The organism is Pseudomonas brassicacearum subsp. brassicacearum (genome assembly GCF_008801605.1).
In the GTDB taxonomy this organism is placed as follows: Bacteria; Pseudomonadota; Gammaproteobacteria; order Pseudomonadales; family Pseudomonadaceae; genus Aquipseudomonas; species Aquipseudomonas brassicacearum.
Map to the genome: position 1 here is coordinate 20438 of NZ_VZPJ01000021.1, position 16192 is coordinate 36629.

8 protein-coding genes are annotated in these 16192 nt (G+C 60.1%); all 8 read right to left on the bottom strand.

The genetic code is table 11. The annotated features are described in order from the left end of the window. Positions 1-25: 25 nt before the first annotated feature. The 8 genes from F7R20_RS29475 to F7R20_RS29510 all read right to left on the bottom strand — a co-directional run bounded on the left by F7R20_RS29475 (position 26) and on the right by F7R20_RS29510 (position 16157). The gene (locus F7R20_RS29475) at positions 26-1267 is read right to left on the bottom strand and encodes a glutamine synthetase family protein (RefSeq protein ID WP_172831557.1); all 1242 of its coding nucleotides are present in this window, start codon (positions 1265-1267) and stop codon (positions 26-28) included. A 334-nt stretch (positions 1268-1601) separates the two neighbouring features. Next, a complete protein-coding gene (locus F7R20_RS29480) occupies positions 1602-2294 on the bottom strand; it encodes a sensor histidine kinase (protein WP_003204750.1) in 693 nt (230 codons plus the stop codon). Next, positions 2287-3894, bottom strand: a complete 1608-nt coding sequence (locus F7R20_RS29485) for a tetratricopeptide repeat-containing response regulator (RefSeq protein ID WP_003204752.1) — start codon at positions 3892-3894, stop codon at positions 2287-2289. Before F7R20_RS29485 ends, F7R20_RS29480 begins: the two co-directional genes overlap by 8 nt. Before the next feature lie 525 nt (positions 3895-4419). Further along, a complete protein-coding gene (locus tag F7R20_RS29490) occupies positions 4420-5016 on the bottom strand; it encodes an imm11 family protein (RefSeq protein WP_033028138.1) in 597 nt (198 codons plus the stop codon). 17 nt (positions 5017-5033) lie between these two features. Continuing rightward, positions 5034-5363, bottom strand: a complete 330-nt coding sequence (locus F7R20_RS29495; RefSeq protein ID WP_033028139.1) for an antitoxin YezG family protein — start codon at positions 5361-5363, stop codon at positions 5034-5036. A gap of 281 nt (positions 5364-5644) precedes the next feature. Next, positions 5645-6052 (bottom strand): hypothetical protein, encoded by a 408-nt coding sequence (locus F7R20_RS29500; protein WP_080756069.1) that lies wholly within the window; start codon positions 6050-6052, stop codon positions 5645-5647. A gap of 191 nt (positions 6053-6243) precedes the next feature. Further along, the gene (locus F7R20_RS29505) at positions 6244-6858 is read right to left on the bottom strand and encodes a GAD-like domain-containing protein (protein ID WP_033028140.1); all 615 of its coding nucleotides are present in this window, start codon (positions 6856-6858) and stop codon (positions 6244-6246) included. Then, on the bottom strand, positions 6855-16157 hold the full coding sequence (locus F7R20_RS29510) for a two-partner secretion domain-containing protein (RefSeq protein WP_003204755.1): 9303 nt from the start codon (positions 16155-16157) through the stop codon (positions 6855-6857). The genes F7R20_RS29505 and F7R20_RS29510 overlap by 4 nt, the downstream gene beginning before the upstream one ends. Positions 16158-16192: the final 35 nt, after the last annotated feature.

A 16192-nucleotide genomic window follows, 5' to 3' on the forward strand; every position in this document is an offset into this window, starting at 1 on the left:
AAGATAGCCCGAATGCGACGGTTCGTTAGGCCTGGGCCGCTAGGACACGCCGCTCCCAGGGCGTGATTTCATCGAAGAAGCTGGTCAGCTCCAGGGTCTTGGAGGCGATGTAGCCTTCGATGAACTCCGCACCGAACAGTTCCTTCGCCAGATGACTACGCTTCAGACGCTCCAAGGCGGCATGCAAGGTACATGGCAACGACAGATTATCCGGCACTTCGAATTCGCCCTGGATCGCCGCGCTCGGCTCCAGCCGATGCTCAATCCCATACAGCCCGGCGGCCAGGCTGGCGGCAATCGCCAGGTAGGGGTTGGCATCGGCCCCCGGCAAGCGGTTCTCGACCCGCCGGGCCACCGGCGAACTGGCAGGAATCCGCAACCCGGCCGAACGGTTGTCATGGGACCAACAGGCATTGTTCGGCGAGGCGAACGGGTGGCACAGGCGCTGGTAGGAATTCACGTTCGGCGCGAACAACGCGGTGAAGTCCGCCAGGCACGCCTGTTGCCCACCGATGAAATGCCGGAAAGTCGCCGTCGCTTCGCCCGCTTCATCGCTGAAAACGTTACGACCGCTGTCTGCCTCGACGACGCTCTGATGGATGTGCATCGAACTGCCCGGCGTGTGGGCCAGGGGCTTGGCCATGCAGACCACGGTCAGACCGTGCTTGAGCGCCACTTCCTTGAGCAGGTGCTTGAACAGGAAGGTCTGGTCGGCCAGCAACAGCGGGTCGCCGTGCAGCAGATTGATCTCGAACTGGCTCACGCCCATTTCATGCATGAAGGTGTCGCGAGGCAGGCCCAGCGCCGCCATGCATGCATAGACTTCACTGAAGAACGGGCGCAGGCCATTGTTGGAGCTGACGCTGAACGCCGAATGGCCGTCTTCGCGACGTCCATCCATGCCCATCGGCGGCTGGAACGGCTGGGTCGGGTCCGGATTGGGGGCGAACACGAAGAATTCCAGTTCGGTCGCCACCACCGGCGCCAGGCCCAAGGCTGCATAGCGAGCGACAACGGCCTTGAGCTGGCCGCGCGTCGAGAGCCGGGAGCTTTCACCGGTCAACTCGTCGGCATCGCAGATCGCCAGGGCGCGGGGCTGCTGGCTCCAGGGCAGACGGTGGATCTGTTTCGGATCGGCCACCAGCGCCAGGTCGCCGTCGTCGCTGCCGTAGAAACGCGACGGCGGATAACCGCCCATGATGCATTGCAGCAGCACGCCCCGCGCCAACTGCAGCCGCCGGCCTTCGAGGAACCCCTCAGCGGTCATTACCTTGCCCCGCGGCACGCCATTCAAATCCGGCGTGACACATTCAATCTCATCAATGCCCGTCAGTCGCTGCGCGAGTGAACGCTGGCCATCGGTCGTCATGACGCAATCCTTGTTATGTGCGAGCCGCGAACGGCAACCCGTACAAAATAGGCTTCGGCTGTTCGGAATATCAAGCACCCGCAGACAATTAAAATCTTGTGCAATACGAGTGTGGGAGCGAGCTTGCTCGCGATGGCGTCGGCTCAGTCAATATTGAGCTGACTGATACATCGCTATCGCGAGCAAGCTCGCTCCCACAGGGGATTTGTGCTGCTTTTTATAAAGCGCACGCTCAGGGCAGGTAAAGCCGGAACACCCCACCACCCAATACACCGCCATTGGCGATTTCGGTACGCCCGCTCACGCCGCCGCGCTGGTGCAGCCCGGCGATCCGCGCGGCGAAGTACAGGCCCAGCCCGGTGCTGCCGCTGCTGTGGTTGATGCCCTGCACGTACTCGGCCTGACGCTCGATCATCTCTGGCGGGTAACCTTCGCCGTCGTCATTGATGGTCAGCACCAGTTGCCCGGCCTCGTCGCTCACACTGATCAGCAATGCCTGGCGCGCATGGCGAATGGCGTTGTTGATGCAGTTGTCGAGCACCGAAGCAATCAGTTCACGGTCGAAAAAGCCCAAGGGGCTGAGCGGATCGACTTCATAGGTGACCATGATCCCGCGACTGCGGAACACGTCCTGATGGCCGGCCAGTTGCGCCTCGATGAAGTCATCCAGTTCATGGTAGGCCGGGTGCAGCGGCAACTGGTTGACACCGAGCTTGTACAGCCCCAGCAGTTGCACCAGCAAACCATTGAGATGGGCGAATTCGAACTCGATGACGCCTTGCTCCGAGGTCTGGCGCTCGGCGTCGGGCAAGCGCTCGAGCCATTGCGTATGCGTCTGCATGAGCAAGGTCAGGGAGTTCTTCATGTCGTGCACGGTAGACGCGATCACCGTGGAAAAATCGAGGGCCTGTTCGCTGTCATTCATCGCCAAATGCCTTGCTTCGCAGTTTTTGATAACGCGCAAAACGCGCATCGGTGTCGGGCATCATGCCCACCAGTTTCAGGCAGGCGCGGCACTCCTGCAGCAGTTCCGATTCCACGCTGGTGTCGGTGCCATGCAGCAGCGATTGCGCCATGTTCAGGGCAATACTGATGTTCTTCGGTTGCATCTTCAGGGCGCGGCGGAACAGCTCCCGCGCCTGCGGCAATGCACCGGTCTTGTAGACCCGCACGCCTTCGCGGTTCAACTCGGCGGCGGCATTGCCCTGGTTGAGAATGTTCGGGTCGTCGGTCAGCTTGGCGATGCCTTGCATCACCGTCGGGTCATCCCCGTAGATTTCCGCGCAGTTCTTGAGCATCGACTCGCCGGCGCTGGTCTGGCCAAGCATTTGCAGCTGCTTGGCCACCAGCAACGCGGCCTCGGCGCTCATGAATTGCTCCATGCCATCGAGGCGCTGCAAGGCCTGTTCTGTGAGCTTTTCGGCGGTTTCGGCATCGTTTAGCAACAGGCTGGTGGCCTTCATCAGCCGCGCCCGGACCTGCAGCCCCGGGTCGTTGAGGTTCTCCTTCGCCACGGCGCTGAGAGTCGTGTTGATCTCCAGCCGGGTGCGGGTGTCGAGGCCTTTTTCGCTGCCCTTGCTGATCAGCGCATGGGCCAGGCCGAGGTTGCTTTCCGGGTCCTTGAAGCGCGACTGCGCGCCCTGCCCGACCGCCTGGCGATAGGCCCGGGAAGCCGTGTCGTAGTCTTCGTTGGTCATCGCCAGCTTGCCCAACAACGATTGGCGGCGCACCGCCAGCGGCGACAGGCGCACCGCCTCTTCCAGCACGTGCTGCGCCTGTTTGGTGTCACCTTCGGCCACCAGCACGTCGGCCATGCCGTCGTACAAGGCCGGCATCATCGGAAAGACTTTCAGGGCCTTTTCATAGACAGCCTTGGCCTGCCCCACCTGGCCGCGCTTGAACATCAACTTGCCCAGCCCCGCATAGGCCCACGGCAACGGGCGATCCGCGATGATGGAGTTGTACAGTCGTTCAAGAGCCTCGTTCTGATTCAGGTCGCGCAACGCATCGGCCCGATAACGCAGGCACAACGGCCCGTAGCGCGGGTCCTGCTTGCACAAGGCGATGCAGGCATTGAGCACTTCCATCGGCTTGCCACGATCGAGGGCTTGCAGGATCGGCTTGAGCAGGGTCTTGCGCTGCTCGAGCCGCTCCAGCCGCTGGGCCAGGCCGGAGCGGTTGAACGGTTTGGTCAGGTACGCATCCGGCTCATGCTCCAGGGCACTGAGCACCATCGCCTGGCTGGTCTCGGCGGTCACCATGAGGAAAACACTTTCATGGCTGATCAATTTTTCGACCATCAGGTCTTCAAGCACCTGCTGGCCATTCTTGCGCCCATCGCCCAGGTGATAGTCCTGCAAGATGAAGTCATAGCGTTTCTGCGAGCACATGCGCAGCGCCACTTCACCGGTGTCGGCGGTGTCCACGTCCTTGACGCCCAGCTCACGCAGCATGGAACGGATCGAACTGCGGAAATCCGAGAAATCATCGACGATCAGAAAACTTTTTTGGTGGTACGCCAGCATCGAGGATGTCCAGGCAAGTAAGAAAATAACCTAATGGCATAACAACGAAACGCCGTGTCACAACCCCGAGGCGCGCAGATGATAGCCACCAGCCGGCAACGTTCAAGGGATTTCAGCACCCGCTTGGCCTGGCTGAGTCGTGACGCACATTGCGAGCCGAAACGTTGGAGAGAAACGGGCTCATCGGGTTATCGGCAGGAGATGGCGTTCCGTTAAGGGGAAGGTGTGGGAGAAACCGAGTACCGAGGACCTGCCAAGCACAGAACCGTGGCAAACAACGAATCTGTGGCGAGGGGATTTATCCCCGCTGGGTCGCGAAGCGGCCCCAGTAAGCCGACACCCGATCATACTGATACAACGCGAACACAAACTCAGGGGGCTGCTCCGCAGCCCAGCGGGGATAAATCCCCTCGCCACAGCGGATGATGTAAGGCCCTCCCCCCTCGGCTCAGTCCTATTCTTTACAACCACCGTAGCAGGCGATTCAGCCTCTTGCCTCGCCGGCCGCGTACTGGCTCTCGCTAATCAGCAAATAACTTTACCCTCACCATTCACACCCTCGAATAGCATTCCTGTGAGCCCCGCTCGCTCCAGCTGAAGCTTCACCTCCTCGCTAACGATCAATGCTCCCAAGTGTTTCTTGACACGAAAAATATGTTTTCCCTGAACCTTGGCGGGATCAATAACGAGACTCAGGAAGACGCTGTATTCGCCAGCTCGATCAGGTCGTACGGGGTCATTGACCTCATATTTTTTGAAAGCGGACCGTGATTCGTCTACGCAATCCAGTTGGGTCTCGACAATCATTACATAGTGACGATCGTGAGCTTGCTCCCCCGCAACCGTCACAGGCTCAAGCACGACATTCATATACGGTTCATCAACGTCGGGAATGCCCACCAATGCCTCCCTGGCTTTTTCGCTCAGGACCGGCACAGAGGCATATCCAGCCAAGGAAAAATCCAGGCTCACACCTTCTTCACGAACCTCAAGGGCGTAGGTACACGGCTCCATGTACTCAGAAGAGGGGTCGATGAAGAGCCAGTTGTTGCAATGTTTGATATCGCCCAGATACCAGCGCTCAGGAAACTGCACGTCTTCCCGCAATAAGTAATACTTCATTTCAGCTCAAAAACCACTCAATCATCATAATTGTAATCAATGCTAATTTTCATTTTCTCCGCATCCAAGGTAACCGTGCACGAAGACCAGGCTATTCCAGCTTGGCACAAACCATTTCCAATATAATAACTCCGAAGCTCAACCAACAATTCTGTCAAATCGCCCACAGCCTTGCTATCTGGATCGAACCAGCTTGAGCGGTTTGCCTTATCAAAATAATCGAATTCATAACTTCCTCCATCGGCCTCAGCAAAAAGCCTGGCTCTAACTACTATTTTCTGAGCCTCCGACGGACCAGCGTCTAACAAAAGCTGGCCAATTTTTTGATACAGTTCCTGTTCACTCATTAGCTACCACCTTTAGGCGCATTCTTAAAATCAACAATCACAGGACGTACTCCATCGATCGAGTTTCTAACATTGAACCTATCTGGTCTGAGGCTAGTGTCTGCAATTAAATAAATCCGTCCCCTTCTCTCGTCCCCTTCCCCCCACTCGCACCCTCTATCTCAATTTTAGACCCGCCTGAGTAAATGGGGGGATTACCACATACAATACGCAGCCAAGAAGAAAGGTTAACACCGATAAAACAACACCGGCGCAAGGCCGGTATTGTGGATAAGCCATGATCAAGCAAACTCTATTTTGCAATCTGACAAAGGGATTGAGCGGCCATCGGAAATATTCAATTGATCACCTTTGATTTGGGCGAGTAATAGACCAAGGCCAATTGCCCCTGCCTCAATATCTTTTCTCCAACCGTCAAGATCACCATGATAGGAGATCGCATGAAAAATAGGTCCCTCGGGCGGTATGACTCTGCACCCCCGATCATTTACCCCTCCACGAACAGCATTCGGAGGCTCAGAAAAGCAACTAATGTTATTAAATTGTTTCCGTAGTTTGTTTTTCCCGTCATCCGAAAAATAAATAACTTGCTGCCCATCCACAACCGTAACACCAGGTACATTTCGAGCGTTCGGTTGCTCAATTTTCCCACCCAAAATTTTTTCTAACGTTTCCCGACCACCACTCATCTCACGCCTCACTTTGTTGATGGGGCAATTACAAATTTAAAGTTTGTGACGCGCGCATCGGCAAACACTTTTGAGCTAGCAACCGGCTAACTCTGTAAAAAGGGGACAGACTTATTTGGAAACTAGGAATTAAATAATCCGCCCTTCCAACAAACAAATTTATCCCCTTTCCTCCTTTCCCTCTTACTCGTTCAAGAACGCATCTGTCGCAGGATCATTAAATGAACTTCCAAGTTACATTTAACCAAATGATCTAGCGAAGCAGTCCCCCCAACAAACAGTGCCGGCTCAAAGCCGTAAAGCTCACTCTCATCAAGCGCCCCAAACTTCTCTAGCGCTCGCTCAAATAGAAACTCACCTTGATCATCCTCCAAATCATAACGCTCCTTATCAGACATAGCGAAAAATGTCTGAAGGGCTAGATCCGGATTTTTGTTAGGCGTTTTCAGTTTACTCATTAACGCGACGATAGACCCCGTCGGACACGAAACAACAATCTTCTGATTGTATTTTTCACCCCAAGCATAGAGAGTCCCAAACGCGCTCCTCGCAATAACGTGGTAGTTATCTATTTGTGGAAATTCAGTGCCCGCGAGCCACATATCGAGCAGATGTTTATAATCATCCGGATTTACCGTCCAGAAAAGGCCATTGGCATATCCGCACCACCCCTCATCCTGCCAATAGTCAAGCAACGCCTCAGGCAGCACCCCACGATATTTAGCAATTTGGGAGTCAGGCACATGTCGATGAGATGTGGCTTCCCCCATCACGCTGATGAAATACTGGAAATCTTCGTCCCTCATCTTGCCTGTGCTCCTCTGAGTAGCTCTAGCCGGACATTCAATTTAGCGCTGCCAGCACCGGTGGAAATGGCCGTATCTACGGCTTGATCGACAGATGATAAACGACTTGACCAGCTAGCACCTATGGATGAGTTCACATTGGTGTCCCCCATCCTTACCGGCGCTGGCGTCGTCCAACCGCCTGCAACCATGTCAGGCTCGTGCAAGGCTGCAAGACTAGATTTAATTTCCTTGGCGCGATCTTTTGCCATCTGCGTTGCCGTAGAACGATCGACACCTTTATTTATTAAACTTTGTCGAATACTCTCAGACACTTCTCTCTCGAACTCACGACCTAGACTTCGCTGCATTGAATCAGCTGCGGGATTGCGGCCTTGTTGAATGTAGGCATCCCGTGCAATTTTAAACTCATCAGCTGTCATGCTATTAATCGCATCCTGCTGAGCTTGCAACTGCTTGTTGTACTCCTTCAAAAATGTTTTCTGCTGATCGGGGGACATTTCTTTGTAGCGAGGATTATCGTAGGGATTAAAACCGTCTAGCTTCAGCTCATCAAGACGATCAATCACCTTGGTTGGTTGAGTCCCCTTAACACCCGAACTATAGTCCACGGTGTTTTCAACAACCTTCCCATTAACCGTCGTCGTGCCAGGGCCATACCCCCCCTCAAGCTTCTTGCTATACGCCCCCTCCACGCTGCTCCAGTTCATCGGCTTACCGGCCGACACTTCAGCTTTGGCAATGTTGGCCATATCGGCCATTTTTTCAAGCTCTTTGGCACCCACCTTGATCCCGGCTTTCGCCAGCGCCACGCCGCCCTTGGCCGCCGTGCCCACGCCCGTGGCGATGGTGCCGACTTGCCAGACCAGTTCGCCAATATCCTCGCCCAGTTGCACGGCACGTTCGTCGCCGCCGTGTTCCAGGGCGTCTTCGATACGTGCGATTTTGGCTTTGGCGTCACCGACCATTTCATCGCCTAATCTCTGGCGGGCCTCGGGATCGTCGATCAAGGCTTTGATACCTTTGATCCCTTCAACCGGATTAAGGAGAAACTGCGTCAAGCCTTCGACATCGCTCCAACCCGCCTGCGCCAAGCCTTTGCCAATGCCGAATCGGGTCAGTACTTCTTGTTTTTGGTAAATGAACGCCCACTTGGCTACAACCTGAGCTTTGCCCGTCAGGTCAGCCGCGCTGTATTCCTTCTCCGCCTGAACAAGTTGCTGGGTCGCCAGCCAGTTGTTGTCCACCGCTGCCCCGGCCGCGCTGGTGGCGGTGGCCGGGTCGAGCGAGGAACTGGTGGCCGCCAACCCGGTGACAATGCTGACGATCAGGTTGCGCTTGGCCTCACGCTGGGATTCGCTTTCATCGGGGCTGGCTTCGGAGAACAGGCCGGTGAGCAGGCTCGACGCCGCCGCGCCTGCGGCACCGCTGCCACAGCTCTGGCTGCTGGCTGCGGCACCGGCGCAGGCGACGATGCCGTGCAGGGCGGCGTGCAGCGGCGAGCCTTCGGTGAGTTTGCCGTCCGCCACCAGGTCGCCGATGTAGCCGGCACCTTGCTGCTGCACGTAATTGACCACCAGCCCTTGAACGAAGGCACTGTTGCCGCCGCTGATATTGCCGCTGGCCGCGCCCACCAGGGCGGTGGTGATCTGCCGGTAGGTACCGCCCGCGCCCCACTTGTCGGCGATGCCGCTGGCTTCGGCGTTCAGGCGCTGAGCGCTGCCGAGCAGGGCCAGGCGTTCGCTGTCGGTGAGTTTGGCGTTGGGGTCCAGGGCCGCGTTCTGGGCCGCCTCGGCCTGTTTGCGCTTGAGGTCGACTTCCTTGGCCTTGTTGGCGAGCAAGGTGCTGGCTTCGTTGGCGAACGCCCCGACGATCTCGAAACCGGCACGGATTTCGTCTTCGTCGAAGATCGGCTTGAGCGTGTTGGTGGTGTCGCGGTCGCTGGAGACATCGCGGTTGAGGCTGGCGATAGTTTGCTCGCCGTTCTTGCCGGTGCGCTTCTGTTGCTCGGCGTCGTTGCTGATGACGATGGTGCCGCCACTGATGCCGCTGCGGGTGACGCTGCTGGCGTCGTCGCTGGCACTGATGGCGATCGGCATCGTGGCGCTGAGGTCGTTGTCGTTCTTCGGCAGGTCGGTGCCAGGGGTTTGCGTGCCGCCGCTGGTGGCGTTGCCCTGCTGGTCCTTGCCGACTTCGCGATAGCCGCCGCCGACGCTGACGGTGCTGGCGTCGTACTCGGCCTTGTTCTTGATGTCGCGACTGGTGAGGCTGGCGGTGACCAGGCGATTCTTGCCGTCCTGCACGGCCTTGTCGCTGCTGGCGATGACAGCGCCGACCAGGTCGGTGTTGCCACCCACCCGAATGTCGAACCCGTCGTCCCCGGCCTTGATGCCCGATTGCTCGGTGACGCTGGCGTAATTGGAGTCGATATCGGTGGCACCGAAGCTGCCGCTGGCACCGCTGACCGAACTCATGCCTAAGCAGAACGGCGGAATGCAGAGGCTGATGCCAACGCCCAGGCTCTTCTCATCGACCACGTAGGTGTTGGTGTCTTGCAGGCTTTCGATGTTCAGGTCGCCGCCGATATCGGCCAACACCTGTTTGCCGCTCGCCACCGCGCCTTTGAGGTTGGTGTCACCGCCCGAGGACAGCAACAACTGGTTGCCCGCCTGGACATGGGTATTGGTGTGGGTGAGCCCATCGCCATCCGCCTGGCCGCGGCTGCCGGAGGCACCCAGGTCCAGGGTGAAGCCGTTGCGTGCACCGAGGGAAAAGCCGATGCCGATGCTCGCGCTGCTGCCTTTGCTGTCGGTTTCCTGCTTGTCGATATTGCGCGCGGCGAGCAGGTTGATATCGCCGTCCGCCAGCAGGCTGGCGTTGCGGCCAGCCTTGATATCGCTGCCTTGCACGGTGATGTCGCTCGCGGCGCCAGCTCCCGTGGCGCGCAGGCGAACGTCGTTGCCAGCGGTCATGGTCGAGCCAGCCGCGCTGTCGCTGGTGTAGGTGGTGGTGCTTTCGTTCTTCTTGGTGCCCAGCGACAGGCTGATGTTGATCCCGCCCACCGCGCCCGGGTCCATCGCCACGGCAGTGGCGGCATTGTTGGCGGCCATCACGGCAGTGGCGGCAGCCAGGGCCTTCATGCGCCCGTCGTCGGTTTTCTCCGACGCCCGTTTCATTTGCTGGGACGTCTGGATCGCACTGATCACCGGGTTGGTCACGGTGAGGGTGAACCCGGTCTGCTTGAACAGGGTTTCACGCTCGCGCTCGCGGGTGTTGCGCGCCTCGACGACGTCGATGGTCTGCGCCGTGACGTCGATGTTGCCTTGTGGCGCCGACACCTGGCTGCCCACCTGACGGTAGCCCTTGCCCGCTTCGATCAACACATCGCCAGCGGTCGAGCCGACGGTGCTGGCCACGGCCGTGTGCTCGGTGGTGAGGTCCTTGACGCTTTGTTGCTGGCTGCCCAGGGTGACGGCGATGCCACCGCCGCTGAACAGGCCGCTTTTCTTCACGGACTTGTCGTGGCGTTCGCTGCTGCTGGCGGTGTCGGCTTCGATGTTGACGTTGTTGTCCGCCACCAGCACCGTCTGGGTCGTGGACACCACGTTGCTGCCCTTGAGGTTGATGTCGCGACCGGCCTGCACATAGGTCTGCTCGCCGCTCAGGGTGGAGCCTTCGACCGAGGTCTGGCTGATGGTGTCGCGGGTGGTGGTGGTCTTGCTGGAGAACATCCCGTTGCTGCCCTTGACCTTGTGGGCTTCATCAGCGAACTGGTAGTTCTGGCCGGCGGTCAGGTTGACGTCGCGCTTGGCCTCGGCAAACACCGCGCCTTGCTCGCTGGTGACATGGGCGGCGCGGGCGTTGAGGTCCTGGCCCGCGCTCAAGCGCACGTCGCCCTGCCCTTGGACCTGTGAGCCGACTTCGGTCTGGCTGGCGTCCTTGCGCCAGTTGCTGCTGTTCCAGGTCAGCGCTTGCTCGTGGGCTTCGCCGACGGTGGCCAGGTTGATGTTCTTGCCCGCCTCCAGCAACGTACTGCCGCCCTTGCCAGCATTGACCACCTGGGCTCCGGTGAGGTTGAGGTCGTTGCCGGCGCTCATCCCCATCGTGCCCTGGGCACCGCTGACGAACAGCCCGGCCACCCGCGACAGGTTGGTGCGGGTGCCTTGGGCACTGCTGCTGTCCCGGCTGCTAGAGATGACGTTGATGTCCTGCCCGGCCTTGACCGACAGGCTGTCCACGGCACCGATCAGGCCGCCGAGGTTGTTGAGGTTTTCCCGCGCGGCGAGCGATACCTTGTCGGCCTGGATGCGCCCACCGAGGTTCTCGATGTTCTGCGCGGTGATCGCCATGACACTGCGCCCGGCCAGGCTGCCACTGTTGACCAGGTCGCCGGCGATGTTCAGGTTCAACTGCTGCCCGGCAATCAGGGCACCGGAGCCGTTGAGGTCGCCTTCCTGGACCCGTACGTACACCTGCGGCACCAGCACGTTGCGGGTGTCACCATTGGCGAGGGTGACTTGCTTCTGCACCAGCCAGACGATGTCACTGGTCAACTGAGCCATCTGCTCGGAGGTCAGGGCCACGCCGGGCACCAGTTGCCATTGGCTGGCGACGGTCACGGCGTTGTCGATCAGGGCACGATATTGCGCTTCGTCATTGGCGTAGCCGTCAAGGAAACGTCGGCCGGTGAGTTGCGCGATCTGTTCACGAATCAATTTCTGTTCGTAGAAGCCGTCGCCCAAACGTTGTTGCGTCAGGGCTGGGTCGACTTGCAAGCGCTGCAACATGTAGTCCGACGACAGCCAGGTGCGATAGCTGGCAAAACGCGGGTCGGTTTCGATCAGGTAGCTGCTGGTGTTCTGCGGATTGGTGGTGAACAGGCTGTTGTTCGGCAAGGCCAGGGATGGCCCGCCACTGCGAATCTGCTCGGCCACGCCCTTGTTGTTGAGGGTGGTCTGGGCCGCGACCTGAACGATAGGCGCCACTTGATAGGTTCTGCCGACCGGGGCGCTGACCGTGCCCGTGGCGGCTATCTGCTCGCCGACGCCCTGTGTGGCGCGGGCGCTGATCTGGGTGCCGGTACCGTTGCCGGCGGCGTTCTGGGCGAACACGGTCGGCTGCAGGGTGATGTCCTGGATCAAGGGGGCTGGCGTGTAGGCCGTGACGGCCGTTCCCTGACGGTCCCGGCCCTTGCGCTGGATGCGATAGAAATTGCTGACGGTGCCGCTGTCGGTAGTGGTGCGCTGGCCGGTCAGTTCGGTGTTGGTCAGGCTGGTAATGTTGGCCTGCAACAACCCACCGGCAATGATGCGGCTCTTGTCGTTGAGCACATCCCCTGCGTTGATCTGCATCGTCCCACCAGACAGGATCTGCGCCGGTGCCGAGGTGGCGATCTGGGTCTCCTGCACCACGCGGGTGTAGTCGTAGCGGTTCCAGTTGTCTTTGCGCCCCTCTGGGGTGGTCAGGTGAAGGACCTCGTCGTTGTTCACGGAGATCTGGTCGCCCTGGTAGCGGTTCGGCGAACCGCTGAGCTGGAAGTCCTGCAAGGCGGTGCGGCTGACTTCCACTTGCTGAGTGCTGAAATGTTCGTTGGTGTTGCGCACGTTTTGCACATCGAGCGACAGGTTGCCGAGGGCTTCGATGGTCGCACTGGCGTTGGTCAGCAGTTGAGCACGGTCCTGGGCCTTGTCAGTCGCACTCAGCGCACCACCGATGGCGAGGTCCCCGGCACTGAAGATCAGCGCCTGCTCGCGGTTATCCAGGGTGCCGGTACCAATGTCCAGCGACTCACGGGCGGCGATGGTCGCGGCGCTGCCGTTCTCATCACGGTTGCTCAGCGCCGAAGTGGCGATCGCCAGTCGATCACCGTACAGACGTCCGGTGCCCAGGTTGTTGAGCGACAGCGCTTGCACACGCACTTGCTGGCCGTCGATCAGGCCACGGTTGGTCAGGCTGTCGTTTATGCTCAGGCGAACCTGGCCGGCGCTGATCTCGCCGCTGGCGGCGTTGTCCAGCGTCTGCGAGCGCACCAGCAGGAGATTGCCTGCCAACAGTTTTCCGCTGTTGTTGAAAGCGCCCTCGGTGCTCAGGTCGATCTTGTTATTGGCCTGGATCTGTCCACTCAGGTCCAGGCCACTTTGCAGGCTGAACGTCAGGTCGCCCAGGCTCAGGGCTCGACCGGTGCCTGCGTAATAGGCCGCGTTAAGGGACAACAGGCTGCCAGCGAGCAAGGTCCCGTCGAGGTTGTGCACTGCCTGGCGACGCTGCGCCGGATCGCGATCAGTGATGGTCAGGCCGGCTCCCGCGGAAATCAGGCCGCCCAGGTTATCCAGCGTTTGGCTGACGCCGATGGACAATCCTTGGTCGGCGCGCACGGCACCGGCCTGGTTGCCGAAGGTGTCGAGCGCCAGGCTCATGGCACGCCCTTCAAGGCCCTGGTTGGCACCTTGGGTGGCGCTGTTGTCGAGCACGCCGGCAATCACGCCCAGCATTCCCGCGCTGCGCACCAGTCCGCCCTGGTTGTTGAGCGTATCCCCCAGCACCAACTGGACATCGCCGAGGCCTTGCAATTGACCGCCGCGGTTATCCACCCGGGCACCTTCGACCTGTACGGTTTTTTCGCCAATGATCTGGCCACCACTGCCGTTGGTAAGGTCGGTGGCCTTGAGCACCAGCGCGCCTTTGGCGCCGAGGAAGCCGCCACTGTTGTTGAAATGGGCGCTGTGGATTTCCACCGCACCCTGGCCGCTGATGCCTTGGGTGGTGCCGGACTGAAGGTTGTTCAGCGCCTGGCTGTCGGTGTCGATGAACAGCTTGCCCTTGGCCTGGATCAGGCCCGCCGCGTTGCGCAGTTCACCGCTGCGCAGATCGAGGGTCGCACCGGCATTCAACGTGCCCTGGCTGTTGTCCATCAGCAGGCCGTGGCTGTCCAGGTCCAGGGCCTGGCCACTGATCACCCCGCCCTGGTTATTCAGGCCCTGGGCCGACAGATCGATATCGCCCAGCGCTTCAAGACGCCCGCCGCTGTTGTTCAATGCATCGGCCGAGACGCTGACCAGCAAGCCGGACTTCACCGAGCCCAGCACGCCGTTGGTGTTGTTCAACTGCCCGGCGATGATTTCCATGCGCTGGGTGGCGGCGAGCGTGCCGCCGATATTGTTCAAGCGGTCGAACGTCGCGTACAGCTCACCGCCAGCACTCACGGTGCCTTGGGTGTTATCCAGCGCCTCGCCGCTGACCTTTGTCGTCCCGCTGGCGGCCAGCGTCCCGCCGTCGTTATTGACCTCTTTGTCGGCCGTGACGGTCAACGCACCGTTATCGGTGGCGAGGACTTTGCCGTCCTGGTTGTTAAACGTCCCGACCTTCAGGACCACCGCCCCTGGACTGCTGACTTGTCCGGCCTGATTGTCGAAGCGTTCACGGGCGGTGACCTGCAAGGGCTGCGCGCCGGTCTGGAGAATGCGTCCGCGCTGGTTGGACAGGGTCGTGGTGTCGAGCGTGATCTGTTGGCCTTGGGTCAGGCCATCATCGACCACCACCTCGCGGGCCTTGACGCTCAATGTGCCATTGCTCGCCAGGGTACCTTTGCTGCCAGCCAACTGGGTGGCCTGGATGTCCAAGGTACCTTTGCCGGCGTGCTCGACCTTGCCCTTGCTGTTGTCGAGGCGATCGGCGCCAAGCTTCAGGTTGTTGCCGTTGGAGGCAATACGGCCACCGCTGTTGTCGAGCGTGGCAGTGGCTTTGATCGACGCGTCGGCGGTGCCGGTCTGCACCAGCTCACCGCCGACATTGGCAACATCCCGCGCGCCCAATTGCAGGTTGCCAGCGGTGACCTTGGCCCCATTGGTGCGCAGGGTATTGGTCGCTTTGGCAGTCAGCACCTGGGTCGCATCGACTTGACTGCCACTGAGGTTGGCATCGCCGCCGCTGGCCGTCAGGGTGACGTTTTGACCCAGGGTCTGGCTGCTGCTCAGGTCCAGGTCAGCGGCCTCGACGCTGACATCGCCGCCGGCAAGGTTCTGGCCTTGCGCCTTGACCGTGGTGGCCCGAAACGCGAGGTTGCCGCTGCTGCCCAACTTGCCGTCCGCCCCGACGCCCGCCGCCAGGCTCGAGGCCGTGGTGCTGCGAATGTTCTTGGCGGTCAGTGTCGTGTGGTTCTGGCTGGCAACGGTGCCGCTGTTGTCGATGTCACCGGTACTGTCGAGGCCCAGGTCGCCCTTGGCGTAGAGTGTGCCGCTGTTTTCAACACTGGCGGCATTGATTCGGGTCGCTGTAGCGCTGCTGATCGCACCCTGGTTTTGCAATTTGCCGTCGGCGCTGATCACGACCTCGCCAGCCATGGCGCCGATCTGCCCGGCGTTGCGCACACCCACGCCGGATTCGGTGCCCACCAGCATGATCTTCCCGGCATACATGCCGCCGAGCTTGGCAACGTCGATGGCAACGGTGGGTTTGTCTCCCTCGGTGCCTGGCAGCGGCGTGGCCTGGGTGTTGTCGGCATTGACCTGATTACGTCCGGCGGTGACCTTCAAGTCGTTGGCCCACACCCCGGCGTTGACCTGCACCGAGCGGGCAATCAGGTCCGTGTAGTCGGTCTCGCGGGCATCCAGGCCTTTGCCTTCGATATTGATGGTGCCGCCCTGCACGGTGTAGCCGGTGATGCGACCGTTCTCCAACTGCGCCCGGCCGGTGCTGAGGGTGGCCCGGTCGGCGTTGATGAAGCCGCAACCGTTGCAGGTGATGCCGGCCGGGTTGGCGATCACCACTTCGGCGCGCTGGCCGGCGACTTCGACGTAACCGCGCAGTTGACTGGGATTGCTGGCGTTGACTTCGTTGAGGATGACCCGCGCGCTGCCATTGCCCAACATCGGGTTGCCTTCGATCCAACCGCCCAGTTTCGTCTGGCTATTGCCCGTGCCGTTGTTGAGGATCACCCCCCGGCTATCGACGTCGAACTGGTTGTAAGTGTTGCGCGAGACACCGCCGGCGCTGGGGGCCTGGATATTGACCTGCGGCGTGCCGTTGGCGCTTTGTATCACCATGGGTTGCTGGCCGGCCGGAGCGCCAGGATCGGCGACGATGGTTCCAGCCCAGGCCGGCGCCACGCTCAAGGACACCAGGCCAATCGCGGTCATCAAGGCAAAGCGCAACGCCCCGAGTGTCGCCGTGCAAGCCGCTGCGCTCGTCGTCGGCCCGGAGCGGGTCCCCGGCGCCTTGACTTGGCTGGTGACGTTCTCGGCCACGACCATCAGCAGTCCGCGGGCCTTGTTGAAAACGATTCGGTACAGATGCTTGTTCATAGCAATTCCATTTGCGGAGCCAGCCCGCACGACCA

Excerpts from the sequence above, each read along its gene's own strand:
- F7R20_RS29510 (WP_003204755.1), bottom strand. The coding sequence starts at position 16,157 with ATGAACAAGCATCTGTACCGAATCGTTTTCAACAAGGCCCGCGGACTG.
- F7R20_RS29500 (WP_080756069.1), bottom strand. The coding sequence starts at position 6,052 with ATGAGTGGTGGTCGGGAAACGTTAGAAAAAATTTTGGGTGGGAAAATT.
- F7R20_RS29490 (WP_033028138.1), bottom strand. The coding sequence starts at position 5,016 with ATGAAGTATTACTTATTGCGGGAAGACGTGCAGTTTCCTGAGCGCTGG.
- F7R20_RS29480 (WP_003204750.1), bottom strand. The coding sequence starts at position 2,294 with ATGAATGACAGCGAACAGGCCCTCGATTTTTCCACGGTGATCGCGTCT.
- F7R20_RS29495 (WP_033028139.1), bottom strand. The coding sequence starts at position 5,363 with ATGAGTGAACAGGAACTGTATCAAAAAATTGGCCAGCTTTTGTTAGAC.
- F7R20_RS29475 (WP_172831557.1), bottom strand. The coding sequence starts at position 1,267 with ATGACCGCTGAGGGGTTCCTCGAAGGCCGGCGGCTGCAGTTGGCGCGG.
- F7R20_RS29485 (WP_003204752.1), bottom strand. The coding sequence starts at position 3,894 with ATGCTGGCGTACCACCAAAAAAGTTTTCTGATCGTCGATGATTTCTCG.
- F7R20_RS29505 (WP_033028140.1), bottom strand. The coding sequence starts at position 6,858 with ATGAGGGACGAAGATTTCCAGTATTTCATCAGCGTGATGGGGGAAGCC.